The sequence below is a fragment of the Rhodococcus sp. IEGM 1307 genome (assembly GCF_030056915.1).
GTDB lineage: Bacteria > Actinomycetota > Actinomycetes > Mycobacteriales > Mycobacteriaceae > Rhodococcus_F > Rhodococcus_F opacus_D.
This window is the reverse complement of sequence record NZ_JASHKW010000011.1, coordinates 156,452-175,652: the sequence shown is the minus strand read 5'-3', so window position 1 is coordinate 175,652 and position 19,201 is coordinate 156,452. Positions and strand designations below refer to the sequence as shown.

Sequence of the window (19,201 nt, the reverse complement as noted above, 5' to 3'; positions counted from 1 at the left end):
CGCTACCCTGGAGTGCGTGTTCGCCCGACTGATCGACGTACTCGGTGGCCGGCGCCTGTGTGTGATCACCGGCGCCGGCATTTCGACGGATTCCGGGATCCCCGATTACCGGGGTCCGGATTCGCCACCGCGCAATCCCATGACGTACCAGCAGTTCACCGGTGATCCCGATTTCCGCCGCCACTACTGGGCGCGGAACCACCTCGGCTGGCGCCACATGGACGCCGCCCGGCCCAACACCGGCCACCGCGCCCTGGCGGGGCTCGAGCGGGCGGGTGCCGTGAGTGCCGTCATCACCCAGAACGTCGACCTGCTGCACACCAAGGCAGGCAGTCGCCGGGTGATCGACCTGCACGGCACGTACGCCCAGGTCCGGTGCCTGACGTGCGGCACCCTGATCTCGCGGGCCACGCTCGCCGACCGGCTCGAGCGCGCGAACCCCGGTTTCGCCGAAACCGTCGCTGCCGCACAGGGAGTGGAGATCGCACCGGACGCCGACGCGGTGATCACCAGCACCGAGCATTTCCGGATGGTCGACTGCGAGACGTGCGGCGGTCTGCTCAAACCCGACATCGTGTACTTCGGCGAATCCGTCCCGAAACCGAGGGTCGCCGCCGCCTACGACGTGGTCGACGAAGCCGAGGCACTCCTGGTGGCCGGCTCGTCGCTCACCGTCATGTCGGGACTGCGGTTCGTCCGGCACGCCGCCAAACGCGGAATCCCCATCGTGATCGTCAACAGGGGCACCACGCGCGGCGACGAGTTCGCCACCCTCACGCTCCACGCCGGCTGTTCGGAAGCACTCACCGCACTGCTCGACGCGTCCTCCGCGCTGCCCGCGTGACCGTCAGAGCGGCACCAGATCGTCCGCGTGAACGACGGGACGCTGCATCTCCGCGGGCAGTTCCTGGGTCGACTTGCCCAGGATGTCGCTGATCTCCGCCGAGTCGTAGGCCACCACTCCCCTGGCCACGGGACGCTCGTCGGGGCCGAGGAGCGACACGACGTCGCCGCCGTAGAACCTTCCCGACACCGCGCTGATCCCCGCGGGCAGCAACGACCGCCGCTTGGTGACGACGGCACGCACAGCGCCCTCGTCGATGTGCAGGATCCCCTGCTCGTCCGCGGCGTGGCGTACCCAGAACTTGCGCGCCGACAACCGCGACGGCCGGGCCGCGAACGCCGTCCCCACCCCGGCGTCCCGCAGCGCTGCCCCGGCGTCCGAGGCGGCGGCGAGCAGCACCGGCACACCGGCATCGGCCGCGAGGCGCGCTGCCGACAGCTTGGACGCCATCCCGCCGGTGCCGAGAGCGCCGCCCGAGCCCGCGACCACCCCGTCGAGATCCTCGGGGCTGTTCACCTCGGGAATCAGCGTGGCATTGCCCTTGCGGGGGTCGCCGTCGTACAGCCCGTCGACATCCGACAGCAGGACCAGGGCATCGGCGCCGACCAGGTGCGCGACGAGCGCCGCGAGCCGGTCGTTGTCACCGAATCGCAACTCCGCCGTGGCGACGGTGTCGTTCTCGTTGACGATCGCGACCGCGTGCAGCGCGCGCAGACGGTCGAGGGTGCGTTGCGCGTTGCGGTGCTGCGCGCGGCGGGCGATGTCGTCCGCGGTGAGCAGCACCTGCCCGACGGTCCGGCCGTACCGGGCGAACGACGTGCCCCAGGCGTGGGCCAGCGCCAGCTGGCCCACGCTCGCGGCGGCCTGCTTCGTCGCCAGGTCCCGTGGCCGCTTCGTCAGCCCCAGCGGGGCCAGACCCGCACCCACGGCCCCGGACGACACGACGACCACATCGGAACCGGCACGCATCCGTTCCTCGATCGCATCGGCCAGCGCGTCGAGTCGACCGACGTCGAGCCCGCCGACCAGGCTGGTCAGCGCGGACGATCCGATCTTCACGACAATGCTGCCCGCCGACGCGATCGTGCGCCGGGTGGCGCTCACTGGTCTTCGGGGTCGAGGCCTTCGAGACCGCGACGGACCCTGGATGCGTGCTTGCGTTCGGTCGCGCCGATGCGCTCGACCTGATCCAGACGCGGGTCGGTGCCGCGACCGGTGCGGGTGAGATCGACGCCGGCCGGTGTCTGGGGCTCCCAGTCGAAGCTCACGTTGCCGATCGTGACGGACGCGCCCGGCTCCGCACCCTGCTTGACGAGCTCGGTTTCCACACCGAGCCGCGCGAGGCGGTCGGCGAGGTAACCCACGGCCTCGTCGTTGTCGAACTGCGTCTGCCGCACCCAGCGCTCCGGCCGTGTGCCGCGGACGATGAACCCACCGGGAATCTCGGGGTCGGCGACGACGCTGAAGCTGTTCTCGTTCGAGATCACCGGGCGGATCACCTGACGCTTCGGCTCGGCCTTCGGGTGCGCCTCACGGTAGTCCGCAACCAGCTTCGCGAGCGCGAACGTCAACGGGCGCAATCCCTCTCGGCTGACGGCCGAGATCGTGAAGACCGGCCAGCCGCGGGCCTCGAGGTCGGGGGTGACCATCTCGGCCAGCTCGGCCGCCTCCGGCACGTCCGCCTTGTTCAGAATCACGATGCGCGGCCGGTCCGCGAGGTCACCGAGCCCGGCGTCGCCGGACAGCGCGCCCTTGTACGCGGCGAGTTCCGCCTCGAGTGCGTCGATGTCGGAGATCGGGTCGCGGCCCGGGTCGAGCGTCGCGCAGTCGACGACGTGCGCCAGCACGGCGCACCGCTCGAGGTGGCGCAGGAAGTCCAGTCCGAGCCCGCGGCCGTCGCTCGCGCCGGGGATCAACCCGGGCACGTCGGCCACCGTGAACGTGGTGTCGCCGCTCGACACCACACCGAGGTTCGGCACGAGGGTCGTGAACGGGTAGTCGGCGATCTTCGGCTTCGCCGCCGACAGCACCGACACGAGCGAGGACTTGCCCGCCGACGGGAACCCGACCAGCCCGACATCGGCCACGGACTTCAGTTCGAGGACCAGTTCCCGCTCGACGCCGTCCTCACCGAGGAGCGCGAAACCCGGCGCCTTGCGCGCCTTCGAGGACAGGGCCGCGTTGCCGAGTCCGCCGCGGCCACCCTGGGCGGCTTCGAAGCGGGTGCCGACACCGATGAGGTCGGCGAGAATCCGGCCGTCCTCGTCGAGGACGACGGTGCCGTCGGGGACCCTCAGTATCAGGTCGTCGCCCTGGGCGCCGTCACGGTTGCTACCCATCCCCTGCTTGCCGTTGGTGGCCTTCGCGTGGGGGTGGAAATGGAAGTCGAGGAGGGTGTGGACGTTGCCGTCCACCTCGAGCACGACGTCACCGCCACGCCCGCCGTTGCCGCCGTCCGGGCCACCGAGCGGTTTGAACTTCTCCCGGTGTACGGAGGCGCAGCCATTGCCGCCTTTTCCGGCGCTGACGTGCAGCACGACGCGGTCAATGAATCGGGACATGACTGCCGGATCCTTCCTCAGTCAATTGTGTTGATCTCACTCGTGAAAAAAACAATAGGGGCGGACCGGGTATCACGACCCAGGTCCGCCCCTATTGGGAGCTTGAAACGTCCCTCACGGGACGATGCATACTCGCGGCAGGACTAGGCCTCTGCCGCCGCCGGAACGATGTTCACGGTCTTGCGTCCACGCTTGGTGCCGAACTCGACGGCACCGGCAGAGAGCGCGAAGAGCGTGTCGTCGCCGCCACGACCGACGTTGACGCCGGGGTGGAAGTGGGTTCCGCGCTGACGCACCAGGATCTCGCCGGCGCTGACGGACTGGCCGCCGAAACGCTTCACGCCGAGTCGCTGAGCATTTGAATCGCGACCGTTACGGGAGCTGGATGCACCCTTCTTATGTGCCATGTTCTTGACCCTCCTCGGGTGAAATCAGCTCTGAAGCTCTAGCTACTTGATGCCGGTGACCTTGAGGACCGTCAGCTTCTGCCTGTGGCCCTGACGCTTGTGGTAGCCGGTCTTGTTCTTGAACTTGTGGATCCGGATCTTCGGGCCCTTGGTGTGCTCGACGACCTCACCCGTGACCGAGATCTTGGCCAGCTTGTCGGCGTCGGTCGTCAGATCGGATCCGTCGACGACGAGAACGGGAGCAAGCGAGACAGCAGTGCCGGGCTCACCCTCGATCTTCTCGACCTTGACGAGGTCACCAACAGCGACCTTGTACTGCTTTCCGCCGGTCTTGACGATCGCGTACGTTGCCATCGGAGGGCTACCCCTTGCTTCTTCGAACTTGCTCGCGCCACAGTGTGCGCGACTGGTCTGGTGTGACGGCTAGCTCGGTCGAGATCGCGCAGCCTTCACAAGTGAGGGCACAGCTGACCTTCATCGCCGAGTAGCGACTGGTCAAGGTTACAGGAAGGCAACCGTTCCGTACAAACCGGCGCCGATTGCCTTCCCGCGCTCCCTCGTCAGTTGTCGGCGTCCACCGGCGGGCCGGCGGGACGTGCCGCCGCCCGGCGACGACGCGGCCTGCGCGGCGCTGCCTGCGAATCCGCGCCGTCGGGCGAGGACGCCGGCGGCGCGCTCACGGCCGACGCCGACATGGCCGGTTCCGGCTCCGGTGCGTGCTCCGCGCCGGTCTCCGATGTCGGGATCACGAACACCGTCCCGGCGCTCGGGGTTTCGGACACCGGCGCCGCCGCTGCCCTCGACACCCGGCGGCTCCTTCGCCGCGGCGGGGCCACCGGCTCCGGCTGGGGCTCGGGCTCGCGCTCCACGACGAGTTCCGGGGTCTCGGCGACCGGAGCCGCTTCGGCCGGCGCGGCTTCGACGGCCGACTCCTCGGCTACAGCCTCTTCGGCCACGGCTTCTTCGACCACAGCTTCCTCGGCGACGGTGTCCTCCGCCTCGGGTGCCACGACGGCTTCCGCAGCGACCGCTGCCGGGGCTTCGGCCACGGCTTCTTCGATGCCGGGCAGGTCAGCCGCCGGTGTCTCCGCTTCGGCGGCGACCGGCTGCTCGGGCTCGGGAACCGCCGCGGCGGGCTGCTCGGCGGATTCCGCGTCGTGCCCGCTGTGTGCGTGCGCGGCCTCCTCCTCGTGATGGTGGTGTGCCATCGCGAGAGCGACCGGGTGGGCCCGCTTGACGGTGGCGTCCACCGTCGGGGTCTCCTCGTGCACGGGAGGCTGCGACGTCTCCCCGCCGGACGACTTGTCGCGTCCCCGCTTCTTGCGGGAGCCACCGGAGTCGCCGCCGCGGGACGACCCGCGCGCACCGTTGTCCTCGGAGGTCTTCACCTCGATCGGCTCGGCGTGGACGATGATGCCCCGGCCGTGGCAGTGCTCACACGTCGTCGAGAACGCCTCGACCAGCCCGGTGCCCAGCTTCTTCCGCGTCATCTGGACCAGGCCCAGCGACGTGACCTCGGACACCTGGTGGCGGGTGCGATCCCGGCCCAGGGCCTCCGTCAGGCGTCGCAGCACGAGATCGCGGTTGGATTCGAGCACCATGTCGATGAAGTCGACGACGATCATGCCGCCGATGTCGCGCAGGCGCATCTGCCGGACGATCTCCTCGGCCGCCTCGAGGTTGTTCCGGGTGACGGTCTCCTCGAGGTTTCCACCGGCACCGGTGAACTTGCCGGTGTTGACATCGACCACGGTCATGGCCTCGGTGCGGTCGATCACGAGCGTGCCACCGGACGGCAACCAGACCTTGCGGTCGAGTGCCTTCGCCAGCTGCTCGTCGATGCGGTGCGCCTCGAAGACGTCGACACCGTTGTCCGACGTGTGCTGCTCGAGCCTCGGCATGAGATCGGGGGCCACGGACTTGATGTACGACTCGACCGTCGACCAGGCCTTCTCGCCCTCGATCACGAGCTTGGAGAAGTCCTCGTTGAACAGGTCGCGGATGACCTTCACGAGAAGGTCGGGCTCCTCGTACAGGGCCTGCGGGTTGCCGGACTTACCGGATTCCGCCTTCGCGGCCTGAGCCTCGATCCCGGCCCACTGGTCCTGCAGACGCTTCACGTCGCGGGCGAGTTCCTCCTCGCTCACCCCCTCCGACGCTGTCCGGATGATGACTCCGGCGTCCGAGGGCACGATGTCGCGCAGGATGTCCTTGAGGCGCTTGCGCTCCGTGTCGGGCAGTTTGCGGCTGATACCGGTGGACGTGCCGCCGGGCACGTACACGAGGAAGCGGCCCGCGAGGCTGATCTGCGTCGTCAGCCGTGCACCCTTGTGACCGACCGGGTCCTTGCTGACCTGGACCAGCACCTGGTCGCCCGGCTTTAGGGCCTGCTCGATCTTGCGGGAGTTGCCACCGAGTCCCGCGGCCTCCCAGTTGACCTCACCCGCGTACAGCACGCCGTTGCGGCCGCGGCCGATGTCGATGAACGCGGCTTCCATGCTGGGCAGCACGTTCTGGACGCGTCCGAGGTACACGTTGCCGACCATCGAGGCCGACGCCGACGTGGTCACGAAGTGTTCGACGAGGACGCCGTCCTCGAGCACGGCGACCTGCGTCGTCGCGTGCGGTTGCCCGGTGGCGATACGGTCGCGCACCACCATCACGCGGTCGACGGCCTCGCGGCGGGCCAGGAACTCCGATTCCGTGAGGATCGGCGGGCGCCTGCGGCCGGCATCGCGGCCGTCGCGGCGACGCTGACGCTTCGCCTCGAGCCGCGTCGAACCGGTGATGCCCTGGACCTCGTCCTTCGAGCGGCTCTTGTTGCGAGGTTCACGCTCGTGGACGACGGTGTTCGGCGGATCGTCCTCGGACGTGGCCTCTCCCGACCCCTCGCCACCGGACTTGCGACGGCGACGGCGACGGCGGCGACGGCTCGACCCGTCGGAGTCACCCTCACCGGTCTCTTCGTCACCGGACTCCGCTTCGGCCTCCTCGGCCTCGGCGGGCTTCTCCTCGGAATCCTGCTTCGGCTTCTCTTCGGGCTCCCGAGTCGGTGTCTCGGCGGCCTTCTCCTCGCGAACGGATTCCCGCGCGGATTCCTCGGCCTCGGCACCCTCGGTGTCGATGTCGGTGTCCTGCTCGTTCTGCTGTTCGCCCCGTCCGCGACCACGGCCGCGGCGGCCGCGGCGACGACGACGCGGCTGATCGCCGTCCACGTCGGACTCGTCCGACTCGGTGTCGGCGGTTCCGGTGTCCGTGGCCTTGGCGGGCTCGGGCACCTCCTCGCGCGTTTCGGCGACGGGCGGCTGCTCGGTGGTGGGTTCCGGGGTCCCGGCGTCCCGGCGGCTGCGCCGGCGTCGCGGCGGGGTCTCGACCGCTGCGAGGTCGGGCTGCAGGAAGAGCGGGACCTGCGAGACGGCGGGCGGGGTCTCGCTGGCGGGCTCGGCGGCGGGCGCCTCGACCTGGTAGGACGCAGTGGTGAACAGGTCACGTCCGAGGTCGCGCTCGGCGACCGCGGCTTCCTCCGCGACGGGCTCCTGGGCGGGAGCTTCCTGGGCCGGTGCTTCCTCGGTGGGAACTTCGGGGGCCGGAGCCTGCTCGGCCGCCGCTTCCTCGACGTCCGAAGCCGCGACCGATTCCGGCGCGACCTCGACGGCGGGTTCGGCGGCCGGGGTCTCCGCGACCGGTTCGGCGGCCGGGGTCTCCGCGGCCGGTTCGGCCGCGGCGGGTGGCTCGGTGGGAGCGTTCTGCGCAGCGGTGAAAGCTGCGTGCACCCGCTCGGCGACGTCGCGTTGCAGGCTGGACTGCGCGCTGCGCAGTTCGGTTCCGAGGGCCGCAGCCTCGGCGAGAACCTGCTTGCTCGTCACGCCCAGCAACTTCGCGAGGGCGTGAACGCGCATCTTCTCCGGAAGAGCGGGAACCGCGCTCCCGGCGGTGGCCGATTCGTTCGGCTCTGAATTTGTGGGCGGCGCTTGATCGGCCACGTAGTCTCCTCAGCCCCCGGGCGCGTCCACTCCCGTGTCTGGGGGTGTCACGCGGCCACGCGAGGGCGCAGTATGTGTACTCGCGCCCCAGATGTGAGCGCGAGATTGTCTGGTCTCGCTCCACACAGCGCGTGCAGTGTCCGTTTTCACTGCACACCCATGTAGTGCCTTGCGGATGGCCGTCGTCCGCGGCGCGAGCGCCTGATCATCCAGCGTGCCGAAACGCCCAGGTATTTCCTGTTGACGCAGGGGCAGCGATGAAGGGCATCGAGCCGTGGTGTCATCCGGTCGAAGCCACGTGGTGCACAAATTGCGGTCCGACCACCCTCAGTATCCCACACGTGTGCCGCAGTCCGTGCCAGCGGCGCACGTATCGGTCTGGAACATGTTCCGCACGCGATTGCGCCGCCGGCCCGGAGGGCAGGCCGTTGGGTCGAGGGGTGGGTGGAGAGGTAGATCAGTTGGCGGCGAGGTGCGGGAACCAGAGGGCGATCTCGCGCTCGGCGGACTCGACCGAGTCGGAGCCGTGCACCAGGTTCTCCTGGGCTTCGAGCCCGAAGTCACCGCGAATCGTGCCCGGAACGGCCTTCTCGACGGGGTCGGTGCCGCCGGCGAGCTGGCGGAACGCCGCGATCGCCCGGGGACCTTCGAGCACTGCAGCGACGAGCGGGCCGCCGGTGATGAATTCCAGCAGGCCCGGGTAGAACGGGCGGCCTTCGTGCTCGGCGTAGTGGGCGGCTGCGATGTCGCCGGGAGCGGTGCGCAGGTCGAGCGCGGAGATCGTCAGACCTTTCCGCTCGATACGACCGAGGATTTCTCCTACATATCCGCGGGCAACGGCATCGGGCTTGATCAGTACAAGGGTGCGCTCAGTCACGGCGCACAGCCTAAATGGTCAGCCCCGCTGCCCCGGCAGCAGGCCCCGCTCCATTCTCTGGCGGACGTTACGGCGGAAGTAGAGCAGGTATCCCCACAGGATGGCGAAGACCACTCCGACCGAACCGATCGACACGTGGACGAAGAACCCGAGTAGCAGCCCCACCTGCAACAACAGGTTGTACTTCATCGCCCAGGGGCGGCCCTGCAGGCCCGCCCCGAGGATCATGAGGACCGCGAGCCCCACGAGGTAGGTTCCGGACCACCAGGTGAGTCCGCCGCCGACCGTCGCGACGACCGGCAGGGCGAGAAGCACCACGATGGCTTCCAGGATCAGAGATCCCGCGACCACCCCGCGGAATCCCTTCCACGGGTCCTTGGTCGGCGGTCCGAACTCCGGTTCCGAAGCATTCGAGTCCGGCTCGCTCACGCTGGGTCCTTTCCGAAGAGGGTGCGGGCCGCACCGGCGGTCACCACGGATCCGGTGACCACGACGCCCGCCCCCGATACTGCCTCACCGGGCTCGGCGACCTCCTCGGCCAACCCGATGGCCGTTTCCAGCGCATCCGCGAGTGTGGGTGCCACGACGACGCGTTCGTCGCCGAACTTGGCGACCGCGAGGTTGGCGAGATCGTCGACGTCCATGGCCCGCGCCGAACCGTTGTTCGTGACGACGAGCTCGTCGAACACCGGTTCCAGCGCCGACAGGATGCCGTCGACGTCCTTGTCCCCCATCACGCTGACGACGCCGACCAGCTTGCGGAAGTCGAACTCGGCGGTCAGGGCGGCGGCGAGTGCACGCGCCCCGTCCGGGTTGTGGGCGGCGTCGAGGAAGACGGTCGGGGCGCTGCGCACACGTTCGAGCCGGCCCGGATTGACGACCGAGGCGAACGCCTCCCGGATGGCCTCCTGGTCGAGTTGCCGTTCCGGGCCCGCACCGAAGAACGCCTCCACCGCGGCGAGCGCGAGCGACGCGTTACGCGCCTGGTGCTCCCCGTGCAGGGGCAGGAAGATGTCGGTGTAGACCCCGCCGAGGCCCTGCAGCTCGAGCTGCTGGCCGCCGACGGCAATCTGCCGGGCGAGCACCGTGAATTCGGAGCCCTCCCGCGCGACCGCGGCGTCCACCTCGACGGCCCGGCGGAGCAGCACCTCCATCACTTCCGGCGTCTGCTCGGCCAGGATCGCGACGGCGTCGCGGGGCACGAGCGCGTCCTCGCGGCCCTTCTTGATGATGCCGGCCTTCTCCTCGGCGATCCCGGCCAGGTCGTCGCCGAGATACTCGGCGTGATCGAGGCTGATCGGGGTGATCACCGCGATCTCGCCGTCGATGACATTGGTTGCGTCCCAACGCCCGCCGAGACCCACCTCGACGACGGCCACGTCGACGGGCGCCTCCGCGAACGCGGCGTACGCCATCGCGGTGAGCACTTCGAACTTGCTCATCGCGGGGCCGCCGGCCGCCTGCGACTGCTGGTCGATCATCTGCACGTACGGCTCGATCTCCCGGTACGTGTCGACGTACCGGCGGGGCGACACCGGGCGCCCGTCGATGCTGATGCGCTCGGTGGCGAGCTGCAGGTGCGGGCTGGTGGTGCGGCCGGTGCGCCGGTGCAGCGCCGTGAGCAGCGCGTCGATCATCCGCGTCACCGACGTCTTGCCGTTGGTGCCGGTGACGTGGATGGCGGGATAGCCGTGCTGCGGCGAACCGAGTACGTCCATCAGGGCCGCGATCCGGGTGAGGGACGGCTCGATCTTCGTCTCGGGCCACCGCTTGTCGAGTTCCGCCTCGACCAGTGTCAGCTCCGCGAGGTCGACAGGACTGACTTCCTCCGGCGTGAAGTCGGGCGAGGTCACGCGCCTTCCAGCTCCTTCAATCGCTTGGTGATGCGTTCGATTTCTTCCGTCGCGATCTGCTGACGCGTACGGATCTTGTCCTTGACGGCGTCGGGGGCCTTGGCCAGGAACGCCTCGTTGGACAGTTTGGCCGTGGTACCGGCGAGTTCCTTCTGCGCGGCCGCGAGGTCCTTCTCCAGCCGGGCCTTCTCGGCGCCGAGGTCGACGTTGCCGGACGTGTCGAGGTCGACGGTGACGGTCGCCTTGCTCAGGCGCACCTCCACCGACGCGGACACCGCGAACCCGTCCTCCGGGTCCGTCAGGCGCGCCAGCGACGTGACCGCGGCGAGCTGCGTGTCCAGATCGGCCTCGGCGATGCCGCTGATCCGTGCGGGAACCCGCTGCGAGGGCTTGAGACCCTGATCGCTGCGGAATCGGCGCACCTCGGTCACCAGTCGCTGCATGTCCTCGACACGCTGCGCCGCAACCGCATCCGCGGCTGTCTCGCTCGACTGCGGCCACTGCGCCACGACGACGGATTCACGCTCGGTGAGCGCCGTCCACAGCGTCTCGGTGACGAACGGGATCACCGGGTGGAGCAGTCGCAACAGGGCGTCGAGGACGTTGCCGAGCACGGCCCTCGTGTTCGCCGCGACCGTGTCGCTCTCGGCGAACTGCACCTTGGCCAGCTCGAGGTACCAGTCGCAGACCTCGTCCCACGCGAAGTGGAACAGCGCCTCGCACGCCTTGCTGAACTCGTACCGGTCGAATGCGGCGTCGACCTCCCCGCGCACCTGCTCGAGACGGTCGAGGATCCACCGGTCGGCGTCGGTGAGCTCGCCGCGTCCGGGCAGCGGTGCCGGCGCGGCCCCGTTCATGAGGGCGAACTTGGTCGCGTTGAACAGCTTGGTCGCGAAGTTCCGCGACGACTGCGCATGGTCCTCGCCGACGGACAGGTCGCTGCCGGGGTTGGCGCCGCGGGCCAGCGTGAAGCGGAGCGCATCGGCGCCGAAGCGGTCGACCCAGTCGAGCGGGTCGATGCCGTTGCCCCGCGACTTCGACATCTTCTTGCCGAACTGGTCGCGGACGAGGCCGTGCAGGAACACGTCCTCGAACGGCATCTGCGGTCCGGACTTGCCGCCAGCGATGGCGTCGTCCTCCGACACATACGTGCCGAACATCATCATCCGCGCCACCCAGAAGAACAGGATGTCGTAACCGGTGACGAGAACACTTGTGGGATAGAACTTCTCGAGCTCGGGAGTCTTCTCGGGCCAGCCCATGGTCGAGAACGGCCACAACCCGGAGGAGAACCAGGTGTCGAGGACGTCGGGATCCTGCACCCATCCCTCGGGTGCGGTCTCGTCCGGTCCGAAGCACGCGACCTCGCCGTCGGGGCCGTACCAGATCGGGATCCGGTGACCCCACCACAACTGACGCGAGATGCACCAGTCGTGCATGTCGTCGACCCAGGCGAACCATCGCGGTTCCTGACTGGCCGGGTGGATGACCGTGTCACCGTTGCGCACCGCGTCACCGGCGGCCTTCGCGAGGGACTCGACCTTCACCCACCACTGCAGCGACAGGCGCGGCTCGATGGACTCACCGGTGCGCTCGGAATGCCCGACGCTGTGCAGGTAGGGCCGCTTCTCCGCGACCACGCGACCCTGCTCGGCGAGCGCCTCGCGCACCTTGACGCGCGCCTCGAAGCGGTCGAGACCGTCGAATTGCGTTCCCGTGTCGGCGATCTTGCCGGTCTTGTCCATGATGGTCGGCATCGGCAGGTTGTGCCGCAGGCCCATCTCGAAGTCGTTGGGGTCGTGTGCGGGCGTGATCTTGACGGCGCCGGTGCCGAACTCGGGATCGACGTACTCGTCCGCGATGATCGGGATGTCGCGCCCCGTGAAGGGATGCTCGAGCGTCGTCCCGATCAGGTGCTTGTAGCGCTCGTCGTCGGGGTGGACGGCCACGGCGGTATCACCGAGCATCGTCTCGACACGGGTGGTCGCGACCACGACGTGCGGCTCGTCGTCGTTCAGGGAGCCGTACCGCAGCGAGACCAGCTCACCCTCGACGTCCTCGAACTTCACCTCGATGTCGGAGATCGCCGTCTGCAGCACGGGCGACCAGTTGACGAGACGCTCGGCCCGGTAGATCAGCCCGTCGTCGTACATGCGCTTGAAGATCGTCTGGACGGCGCGGGACAGCCCGTCGTCCATGGTGAACCGGTCGCGGCTCCAGTCGACGCTGTCACCGATCCGGCGCATCTGGCCGCCGATGGTGCCACCGGACTCGCGCTTCCAGTCCCACACCTTGTCGATGAACAGCTCGCGGCCGAAGTCTTCCTTCGTCTTGCCGTCGACGGCGAGCTGCTTCTCGACCACGGTCTGCGTCGCGATGCCCGCGTGGTCCATGCCGGGCAGCCACAGCACCTCGTAGCCCTGCATCCGCTTGCGGCGGCTCAGCGCGTCCATCAACGTGTGGTCGAGCGCGTGACCCATGTGCAGGCTGCCGGTCACGTTCGGCGGCGGCAGGACGATGGAGTAGCCCGGCTTGTCGCTGTGCGGGTCCGCGCGGAAGTAACCGGCGTCTACCCAGCCCTGATACAGATCGTCCTCGACGGAACTGGGGTCCCAGCTCTTCGGAAGGGCATCGGCACGGTTCTGGGGATTTTCTGGAGCTGCACTGGTCACCCGTCGAGTCTAATGAACGCGCGGACGACCGACGACGGGGCTACCGTCCGCCTCGCTACTGGTCGCTGAACAGGGCGCGGTGCACCTCGGTGGCGGTGCGATGCTCCGGGTCGACGGGGCGCAGCGCCTCGCCGGCATCCTCGCCGCCTGCCTGGGATCCTGCGGTGCTGTGCAGCTCGGAGAAGAGCTGCACGTGGTGGTCGTTCAAGGGATTCCTCCGGTTCGTCTGCCGCATCCAGTGCGGCAACCACTCGAGAATGTCGAGTATGCATCGAAAACGCTGCCGATCGGCGGCGACACGGCGACGGGCGCGCCGGTGAGGTTCACACACACGCCGGCAGAAGGCTCAGCCGGCCCGCTGTGCCACCACACAGGCGAGGTAGAGCGTCATACCCAGACCCGGTTCGTCCAGCGGGCGACCGAGGAGCCGGGCGATCTTGTCGAGTCGGTTGGCGAGGGTATTGCGGTGGACGTGCAGCCGCTGCGCCGCCCGGCTGGAGTTGAACCCGCACTCCCCCCACGCGATCAGCGTCTCCTGCAGGTGCGGCCAGTCGTTGTCGGTGGCCAACGCGCCGAGCACGGCCCGTGACAGTCTGTCACGGGTTTCCGCGGGTATCACCGAGACGGCCTGATGGAGGCGGAACCGGTCGATGTCGTAGACCTGTCCGCGTGGGTCGAGAACCGCGCCGAGCCGGAGCGCGTCGTACGCGTCCTGGGACGAGAGATTGAGCTGTTCGACCCCGTGCGCGATGGAGCCGATCCCCACGCGGGTGTCCCATCCCCGTTCACGGACCAGGGACACATACTTCCGGCACCGGTCCGTCAGAGCCGCATCCGCCGCGGGCGTCCGTGCGGTCACCACGGTGGTGACCGCGACGACCTGCCGAGCGAGCGGCGCGACCAGATCGGTCGCGGAGTCGAAGGCGTCCTGCACGGCGCGCAGGACCTTGTGCGACACGGGCTGCCCCTGGACCGCGACGTCGTCGGAGTGACTGTCGTAGCTGATCAGCAGCATGACCCGGGGAAGGCGCAGGTCGTATCCCAGACCCGTTGCCCGCCGGACGATCTGGGCCTCGGTGAACGTGGAGCGATGCCAATCACAGATGTCGCGGAGCAGTTCTTCCGCTGCCCGCTCGTAGGTCAGCCGCGTACCGATCCGCGAGGCCTCCTGCATCAGGATTTCGGTCTGCCGCTTGACCACGAGCCCGAATTGCTCGACCTGCTCGGGCGAACCGGACAGCCCGATCGTGCCCACCACGTCACCGTCGATGACGAGCGGAATGGTGACGCCGGGCAGACTGCCGACGAGGTCGCGGACGTCCGCTGCCGAATGCGCGATCATGCGCCGCGCACGGATCACCTCGATCGATGCCTCGTGGAATTGGCCGATGCGACGTTCGTCCCCGCTGCCGACCACCGTGCCTGCCGCGTCCGTGATGAGCACGTTGAACCCGATGACGTCGGTGATCTCGTTCGCGATCTGTTGCGCCAGAGCCTCACTCAGCATCGACAGTCCTTCCGAACCCTGCGAGGGGTTGTGCATATCGCACAATCAAGTATCGATTCCAGTGTATATCAAGGTCAACTTGCCTAGTGACCGCGGTCACATGCCGTTCCTACGATGGGTTCATCCCAACTAGGAGTTCACATGGCAATCCTCGACTGGATACTTCTCGGTGCCTACTTCCTGCTACTCGTCCTGATCGGCGTCCAGACCATGCGACGCGTCAAGTCGCCGGACGATTTCGCCGTGGCAGGCAACCGAATCATCTGGCCGGTCTTCTTCGGCAGCCTGGCCGCAGCGTTCCTCGGCGGCGGAGCATCGCTCGGTGTCGCCGGCGCCGCGATGCGTGACGGCTACGTGTACATGTTCGCCTTCTGCGCATTCGGCGTTCAGACGGTGCTCGTCGGCTACTTCGTCGCGCCCAGACTCAAGAACTACATCGGCGCCCACACCCTCGGCGACATCATGGAGGCCCACTACGGCCGGCCGGCGAGACTGGTCACCGGCGTACTGTCCGTCGTCCTGTGTGCCGGCATCCTCGGCGCCCAGGCCCTGGCCATCGGTACCGTCGTCAACGCCACCCTCGACGTGCCCACCGTGCCCGCGGTGATCATCGGCATGGGTGTGGTCGTGCTCTACTCCTCGTTCGGTGGGGCCTGGGCGGTAATCCAGACAGACCTGTTGCAGTTCGTCTTCCTGGGAGTACTCCTGCCGGTGGCGCTCCTCATCGGGCTCGACGCCGTCGGCGGACCGTCGGCCCTCCTGGACAGTGTTCCCGCCGAGCATCTTTCGTTCATGGGTGACTACTCCCCCGCACAGTTCCTCACGCTCTTCGCGGCACTACTGCTCGGCGAGACGCTGGTCCCGCCGTACGCGCAGCGGACGTTCTCCACCCCCGACTCGCGGCACGCCCGTAAGGGTTACGCACTGGCCGGGTTCTTCTCGTTCTTCTTCTTCTTCACCTCGGCGTCTCTCGGGTTGATCGCACTCGTCCTGTACCCGGACATCGAAAGCGATCAGGCGCTACCGACCGTGGTGATGAATCTGATGCCGGTCGGCGTTCTCGGGTTGGTGGTGGCGGCGCTGATGGCGGTCGTGATGTCGACGGCGAGTTCCTACCTCAATTCCACCGCCGTCGTCCTGACCAAGGACATCTACCAGCCCCTCAGCCCCACCGAGCTGCCGCCGTCGAGGCGTCTCACCATCGAGAGGGCCACCAGTGTCGTCGTCGGTGCCGGGGCGACCATCTTCGCCCTCAGCGTTCCGTCCATCGTCGACGCCCTTCTCTACAGCTACACACTGTGGGCTCCGACGGTCATCGTTCCGTTGTTCGGCGCGGTGCTGTTCGGCGTGCGGTCCGCGCCGGCGGCACTGTCGGCGATCACGGCGGGCGCGATCGTCACCGCGGTGTGGCAGTGGGGCCTCGACGCTCCGTTCGGACTGGATGGGCTGGTGCCCGGCGTCGTCGCCAACCTCCTCGTCTTCGTCACGGTCGCGACGGCCACCTCGTCCCGCTATCCGCGCCGGCAACAGCCTGCCGTCCGCGTCACCGAAGGAGAATTCGCATGATTCCCGTCCTCCTCTATTACGGGGTACCCACCGCCGTCGTCACCGTCACCCTGTGGGTCGGATTCCTCGGCTGGCGCTTCTACGTCAAGGAAGTGCTCCGCGGTGACAGCGGTGGCGCCACAGCGGGCGAGCGCGACCATGGGTGACATCGTGGACGTCCCCGGGGTGACCACCGGCACCAGCCCGTACCCGTCGGCGCGCAGGGTCGGCGACCTCGTGTTCGTCTCCGGCCAGGTCTCGTTCGACGACACCGGCAACGTCGTCGGTACCGATGTGGTGGAGCAGACACGTCACTCCCTCACACGACTCGACAGGGTCCTCGCCGCGGCCGGCGCCACCCTGCACGACATCGCCTCGGCCACGGTGTATCTCGCGAACGCCGAGGACGCCCCGCGTTTCAACGAGGAATGGATGCGCTGGTTCGCCGCAGACCACCGCCCGGCCAGGGCGACGGTGGTCGCGGCCCTGCTGGACCCGCAGCTACTCGTGGAGATACAGGCCGTCGCCGTCACGGGCCGGGGCTCGACCGAAGGAAAGGAAGCGGAATGAAGGTGGCAGTTCTCGGAGCAGGGGTCGTCGGTGTGGCGACCGCCCACGCTCTGGTCGAGCGTGGACACGAGGTGCATGTATACGACCGGCGCAGCGAGGTCGCGTCCGACACCAGCGCGAGCACCGCCGGATTGATCGCCCCCGGTCACTCCTACGCGTGGGCGTCGCCGTCGGCTCCCACCATGCTGGTCCGATCGTTGCTCGGCGCGTCGACCTCGATCCGTGTCCGCCCCCGGGCGGACGCCGAACTCGCCCGGTGGGGTGTGCGATTCCTCCGCGAGTGCACGGACTCCCGGGCGCGGTCGAACACTCTCGCGAAGCTCCGACTGGCCCGGTACAGCCAGCAGCTGATGGACGAACTCACCGCCCGCGAGAACCTGGAGTACTGCCAGACCCGCAACGGCGTGCTGTACCTGTACCGGGACGAAGCGGAACTCGAGCACGCGCAGGTGAACTCGCAGCTGCTCCGCGACCACGGACAGCAGCAGGACATGCTGGGACCGGAGGAGATCGCGGCCGCGGAGCCCGCCCTCCGGCACGGGACGGCCACGTTCGCGGGGGCGATCCACGACCGCACCGACGGCACCGGCGACCCGCACCGGTTCTCGGTGGGGCTCGCCGAGGAATGCGGACGGCTAGGGGTCCGGTTCCACCTGGGCACGTCCGTCATGCGCCTCGAGACCGACGGCGCGGCCATCACCTCGGCCGTCACCGACCGGGGCGACATTCGCGCGGATGCCTTCGTCCTCGCCGCGGGGGCCGCAAGTGCTCTCGTCGCGAGGAGTGTCGGTCTGCGGCTACCCGTCTACCCGGCCAAGGGATACACGCTGACCGCGACCGTCAAGGACCCCGAACGCGCACCGGTGGTGGGCGGCATCGACGAGAAGACACTCGTCGCCTGGTCGCGGTTCGGTGACGAGCTGAGAATGTCGGCCACCGCGGAATTCGTCGGGTACGACCGCAGTCTCTCACCCGCCGACTACGCGGGCATCGTGGACGCGGGGAACGAACTGTTCCCCGGCGCCGTGGACTGGGACACGGCCAGATACCGGACGGGCCTTCGCCCGATGACGCCCGACGGCCCGCCGATGATCGGGCTGGGACGGCACGACAATCTGTACTTCAACACCGGTCACGGTCACGTCGGCTGGACCATGGCGGTCGGCTCGGCCCGCATCCTCGCGGATCTCGTGGACGAACGGCGACCGGACATCGACCCGAGTCCGTACTCCCCGATTTCGTCGCGCCGGCATCCGAGCGGACGAGGCGCGTAACGAAGTGCACTGACCCGACGACTATCCGAGCGTGCCTCCCGAAACGGCGGCGCACCGACCTCGCTGACCGCAACCCCCGACTGCGGTCAGCGAGGTCGACACATCAGCGCGACAGATGCTTCGCGCTAGCCGCTTTCGGCGTCACGCTTGGCGAACGCCAGTTGCATTTCCCAGCCCTCGATATTGCCTTCGTAGGCGGCCGCGCGGCGCTCGGCATTCGGGTACAAGGCGGCGAATCCGGTCTCGACGACGCGGAGGAGCGTGCCACCGTCCCGCTCCGACAGGAAGAACTCGACCAGGGTGGACGTGCCCTCCACGAGCGGCTGCGCGGGATCGTCTCCCCCACGGAACGAGACGTAGTGCGGTGCGTCGGACGTGACGGGAAGTATCGGGAAGCGCCCGTACGGGGGAAAGTCCACGACGAAGACGTCGCCTTCGCGTGTGGTAGTCGTCTTGCCGGGTTCGCCGTCGCCGATGAACCAGCCGGGTTCACTCACCAGCCGGAACACCCGCTCGATGGGGGCGTCGATCTGAATCTCGCGCTCGATCCTGTCCTGGGATGCGTCCGGAACGCTCATGTCATCCTCACCTCTCGACAATGTGCTACCTCACGGTTGCACATCGGCGGCCATTTGCGCAACCGTCAGGTTGCACTAGCGGGGGTGGGGGCAGGAAAGACGCGTCCGGGCGCCCGCCAGTCGCCGGAAGGCGATGGGGCGGGCACCCGGGGAACGTGTCAGCTGAAGTGCGCCAGCAGGGCGTCGCGCTGACGGTCGCCGAGGCCACGGAGGCGGCGCGTCGGAGCGATCTCCAGGTTGGCCATGATCTCCTGGGCCTTCACCTTGCCGATCTTCGGCAGGGCTTCCAGAATGGCGCTGACCTTGGTCTTTCCGATGATGTCATCGACATCGGCCTTGGAAAGGACCTGCTTGAGGGTGATGTCACCGGACTTGAGCTTGTCCTTGAGCTCTGCGCGTGCCTTACGAGCGGCGGCGGCCTTCTCGAGAGCTGCTGCCCGCTGTTCGTCAGTGAGCTGGGGAAGTGCCACGATGTCTCCTTCATTCGGGGTACGTATCGAACACCGTAGCGAGAGAACCGCTACTTCACC

Annotated in this window: 18 protein-coding genes; 5 read left to right on the top strand and 13 right to left on the bottom strand. The window is 68.4% G+C overall.

The window, feature by feature from the left end; translation table 11 throughout:
• The first annotated feature begins 16 nt into the window (after positions 1–16).
• Positions 17–844: an NAD-dependent protein deacetylase gene (locus tag QM841_RS22400; RefSeq protein ID WP_280782392.1), complete on the top strand. Its 828-nt coding sequence runs from the start codon at positions 17–19 to the stop codon at positions 842–844.
• Positions 845–847: 3 nt separating this feature from the next.
• On the opposite strand, the gene proB is transcribed toward QM841_RS22400, so the two are convergent.
• The 11 genes from proB to QM841_RS22345 all read right to left on the bottom strand — a co-directional run bounded on the left by proB (position 848) and on the right by QM841_RS22345 (position 14,704).
• Entirely contained in the window at positions 848–1,948 is a 1,101-nt protein-coding gene (proB, locus tag QM841_RS22395; RefSeq protein ID WP_105415002.1) for a glutamate 5-kinase, read from the bottom strand.
• On the bottom strand, positions 1,945–3,405 hold the full coding sequence (obgE, locus tag QM841_RS22390; RefSeq protein WP_280782391.1) for a GTPase ObgE: 1,461 nt from the start codon (positions 3,403–3,405) through the stop codon (positions 1,945–1,947). Before obgE ends, proB begins: the two co-directional genes overlap by 4 nt.
• Positions 3,406–3,548: 143 nt before the next feature.
• A complete protein-coding gene (gene rpmA, locus QM841_RS22385) occupies positions 3,549–3,812 on the bottom strand; it encodes a 50S ribosomal protein L27 (RefSeq protein ID WP_005248077.1) in 264 nt (87 codons plus the stop codon).
• A 42-nt stretch (positions 3,813–3,854) separates the two neighbouring features.
• Positions 3,855–4,166: a 50S ribosomal protein L21 gene (gene rplU / locus QM841_RS22380; protein WP_005248081.1), complete on the bottom strand. Its 312-nt coding sequence runs from the start codon at positions 4,164–4,166 to the stop codon at positions 3,855–3,857.
• Between the two features lie 206 nt (positions 4,167–4,372).
• On the bottom strand, positions 4,373–7,795 hold the full coding sequence (locus tag QM841_RS22375) for a translation initiation factor IF-2 N-terminal domain-containing protein (protein ID WP_283333611.1): 3,423 nt from the start codon (positions 7,793–7,795) through the stop codon (positions 4,373–4,375).
• Positions 7,796–8,252: 457 nt separating this feature from the next.
• The gene (gene ndk, locus QM841_RS22370) at positions 8,253–8,672 is read right to left on the bottom strand and encodes a nucleoside-diphosphate kinase (RefSeq protein WP_005248085.1); all 420 of its coding nucleotides are present in this window, start codon (positions 8,670–8,672) and stop codon (positions 8,253–8,255) included.
• 18 nt (positions 8,673–8,690) lie between these two features.
• Positions 8,691–9,101 carry a DUF4233 domain-containing protein gene (locus QM841_RS22365; RefSeq protein WP_009474023.1) on the bottom strand — a complete coding sequence of 137 codons (411 nt, stop codon included), beginning with the start codon at positions 9,099–9,101 and terminating at the stop codon, positions 8,691–8,693.
• The gene (gene folC / locus QM841_RS22360) at positions 9,098–10,525 is read right to left on the bottom strand and encodes a bifunctional tetrahydrofolate synthase/dihydrofolate synthase (RefSeq protein WP_005261300.1); all 1,428 of its coding nucleotides are present in this window, start codon (positions 10,523–10,525) and stop codon (positions 9,098–9,100) included. The genes QM841_RS22365 and folC overlap by 4 nt, the downstream gene beginning before the upstream one ends.
• A complete protein-coding gene (locus QM841_RS22355; protein WP_283333610.1) occupies positions 10,522–13,197 on the bottom strand; it encodes a valine--tRNA ligase in 2,676 nt (891 codons plus the stop codon). The genes folC and QM841_RS22355 overlap by 4 nt, the downstream gene beginning before the upstream one ends.
• Before the next feature lie 55 nt (positions 13,198–13,252).
• Positions 13,253–13,405 (bottom strand): hypothetical protein, encoded by a 153-nt coding sequence (locus QM841_RS22350; protein WP_009474026.1) that lies wholly within the window; start codon positions 13,403–13,405, stop codon positions 13,253–13,255.
• 138 nt (positions 13,406–13,543) lie between these two features.
• Positions 13,544–14,704: a CdaR family transcriptional regulator gene (locus QM841_RS22345; RefSeq protein ID WP_283333609.1), complete on the bottom strand. Its 1,161-nt coding sequence runs from the start codon at positions 14,702–14,704 to the stop codon at positions 13,544–13,546.
• Positions 14,705–14,845: 141 nt separating this feature from the next.
• Between QM841_RS22345 and QM841_RS22340 the strand changes: the two genes are divergently transcribed.
• From QM841_RS22340 to QM841_RS22325, 4 genes are read left to right on the top strand one after another with little or no spacing between them, the layout of a single operon-like run.
• Positions 14,846–16,270 (top strand): sodium:solute symporter family protein, encoded by a 1,425-nt coding sequence (locus QM841_RS22340; protein WP_283333608.1) that lies wholly within the window; start codon positions 14,846–14,848, stop codon positions 16,268–16,270.
• On the top strand, positions 16,267–16,416 hold the full coding sequence (locus QM841_RS22335; RefSeq protein ID WP_280782386.1) for a hypothetical protein: 150 nt from the start codon (positions 16,267–16,269) through the stop codon (positions 16,414–16,416). Before QM841_RS22340 ends, QM841_RS22335 begins: the two co-directional genes overlap by 4 nt.
• On the top strand, positions 16,409–16,819 hold the full coding sequence (locus QM841_RS22330; protein ID WP_283333607.1) for a RidA family protein: 411 nt from the start codon (positions 16,409–16,411) through the stop codon (positions 16,817–16,819). Before QM841_RS22335 ends, QM841_RS22330 begins: the two co-directional genes overlap by 8 nt.
• Positions 16,816–18,093, top strand: a complete 1,278-nt coding sequence (locus QM841_RS22325; RefSeq protein ID WP_283333606.1) for a D-amino acid dehydrogenase — start codon at positions 16,816–16,818, stop codon at positions 18,091–18,093. The genes QM841_RS22330 and QM841_RS22325 overlap by 4 nt, the downstream gene beginning before the upstream one ends.
• 125 nt (positions 18,094–18,218) lie before the next feature.
• Here QM841_RS22325 and QM841_RS22320 read toward each other — a convergent pair whose 3' ends face one another.
• Both QM841_RS22320 and mihF read right to left on the bottom strand, forming a co-directional pair.
• Positions 18,219–18,671, bottom strand: coding sequence for an SRPBCC family protein (locus QM841_RS22320; protein WP_283333605.1), 453 nt, complete (start codon positions 18,669–18,671; stop codon positions 18,219–18,221).
• A gap of 158 nt (positions 18,672–18,829) precedes the next feature.
• Positions 18,830–19,141, bottom strand: a complete 312-nt coding sequence (mihF, locus tag QM841_RS22315; RefSeq protein WP_005248100.1) for an integration host factor, actinobacterial type — start codon at positions 19,139–19,141, stop codon at positions 18,830–18,832.
• Positions 19,142–19,201: the final 60 nt, after the last annotated feature.

What these genes read in the sequence shown, in the direction of transcription:
- QM841_RS22325 (WP_283333606.1), top strand. Translation starts at nt 16,816, where the DNA reads ATGAAGGTGGCAGTTCTCGGAGCAGGGGTCGTCGGTGTGGCGACCGCC.
- QM841_RS22330 (WP_283333607.1), top strand. Translation starts at nt 16,409, where the DNA reads ATGGGTGACATCGTGGACGTCCCCGGGGTGACCACCGGCACCAGCCCG.
- rpmA (WP_005248077.1), bottom strand. Translation starts at nt 3,812, where the DNA reads ATGGCACATAAGAAGGGTGCATCCAGCTCCCGTAACGGTCGCGATTCA.
- QM841_RS22340 (WP_283333608.1), top strand. Translation starts at nt 14,846, where the DNA reads ATGGCAATCCTCGACTGGATACTTCTCGGTGCCTACTTCCTGCTACTC.
- QM841_RS22320 (WP_283333605.1), bottom strand. Translation starts at nt 18,671, where the DNA reads ATGAGCGTTCCGGACGCATCCCAGGACAGGATCGAGCGCGAGATTCAG.
- rplU (WP_005248081.1), bottom strand. Translation starts at nt 4,166, where the DNA reads ATGGCAACGTACGCGATCGTCAAGACCGGCGGAAAGCAGTACAAGGTC.
- obgE (WP_280782391.1), bottom strand. Translation starts at nt 3,405, where the DNA reads ATGTCCCGATTCATTGACCGCGTCGTGCTGCACGTCAGCGCCGGAAAA.
- QM841_RS22335 (WP_280782386.1), top strand. Translation starts at nt 16,267, where the DNA reads ATGATTCCCGTCCTCCTCTATTACGGGGTACCCACCGCCGTCGTCACC.
- QM841_RS22345 (WP_283333609.1), bottom strand. Translation starts at nt 14,704, where the DNA reads ATGCTGAGTGAGGCTCTGGCGCAACAGATCGCGAACGAGATCACCGAC.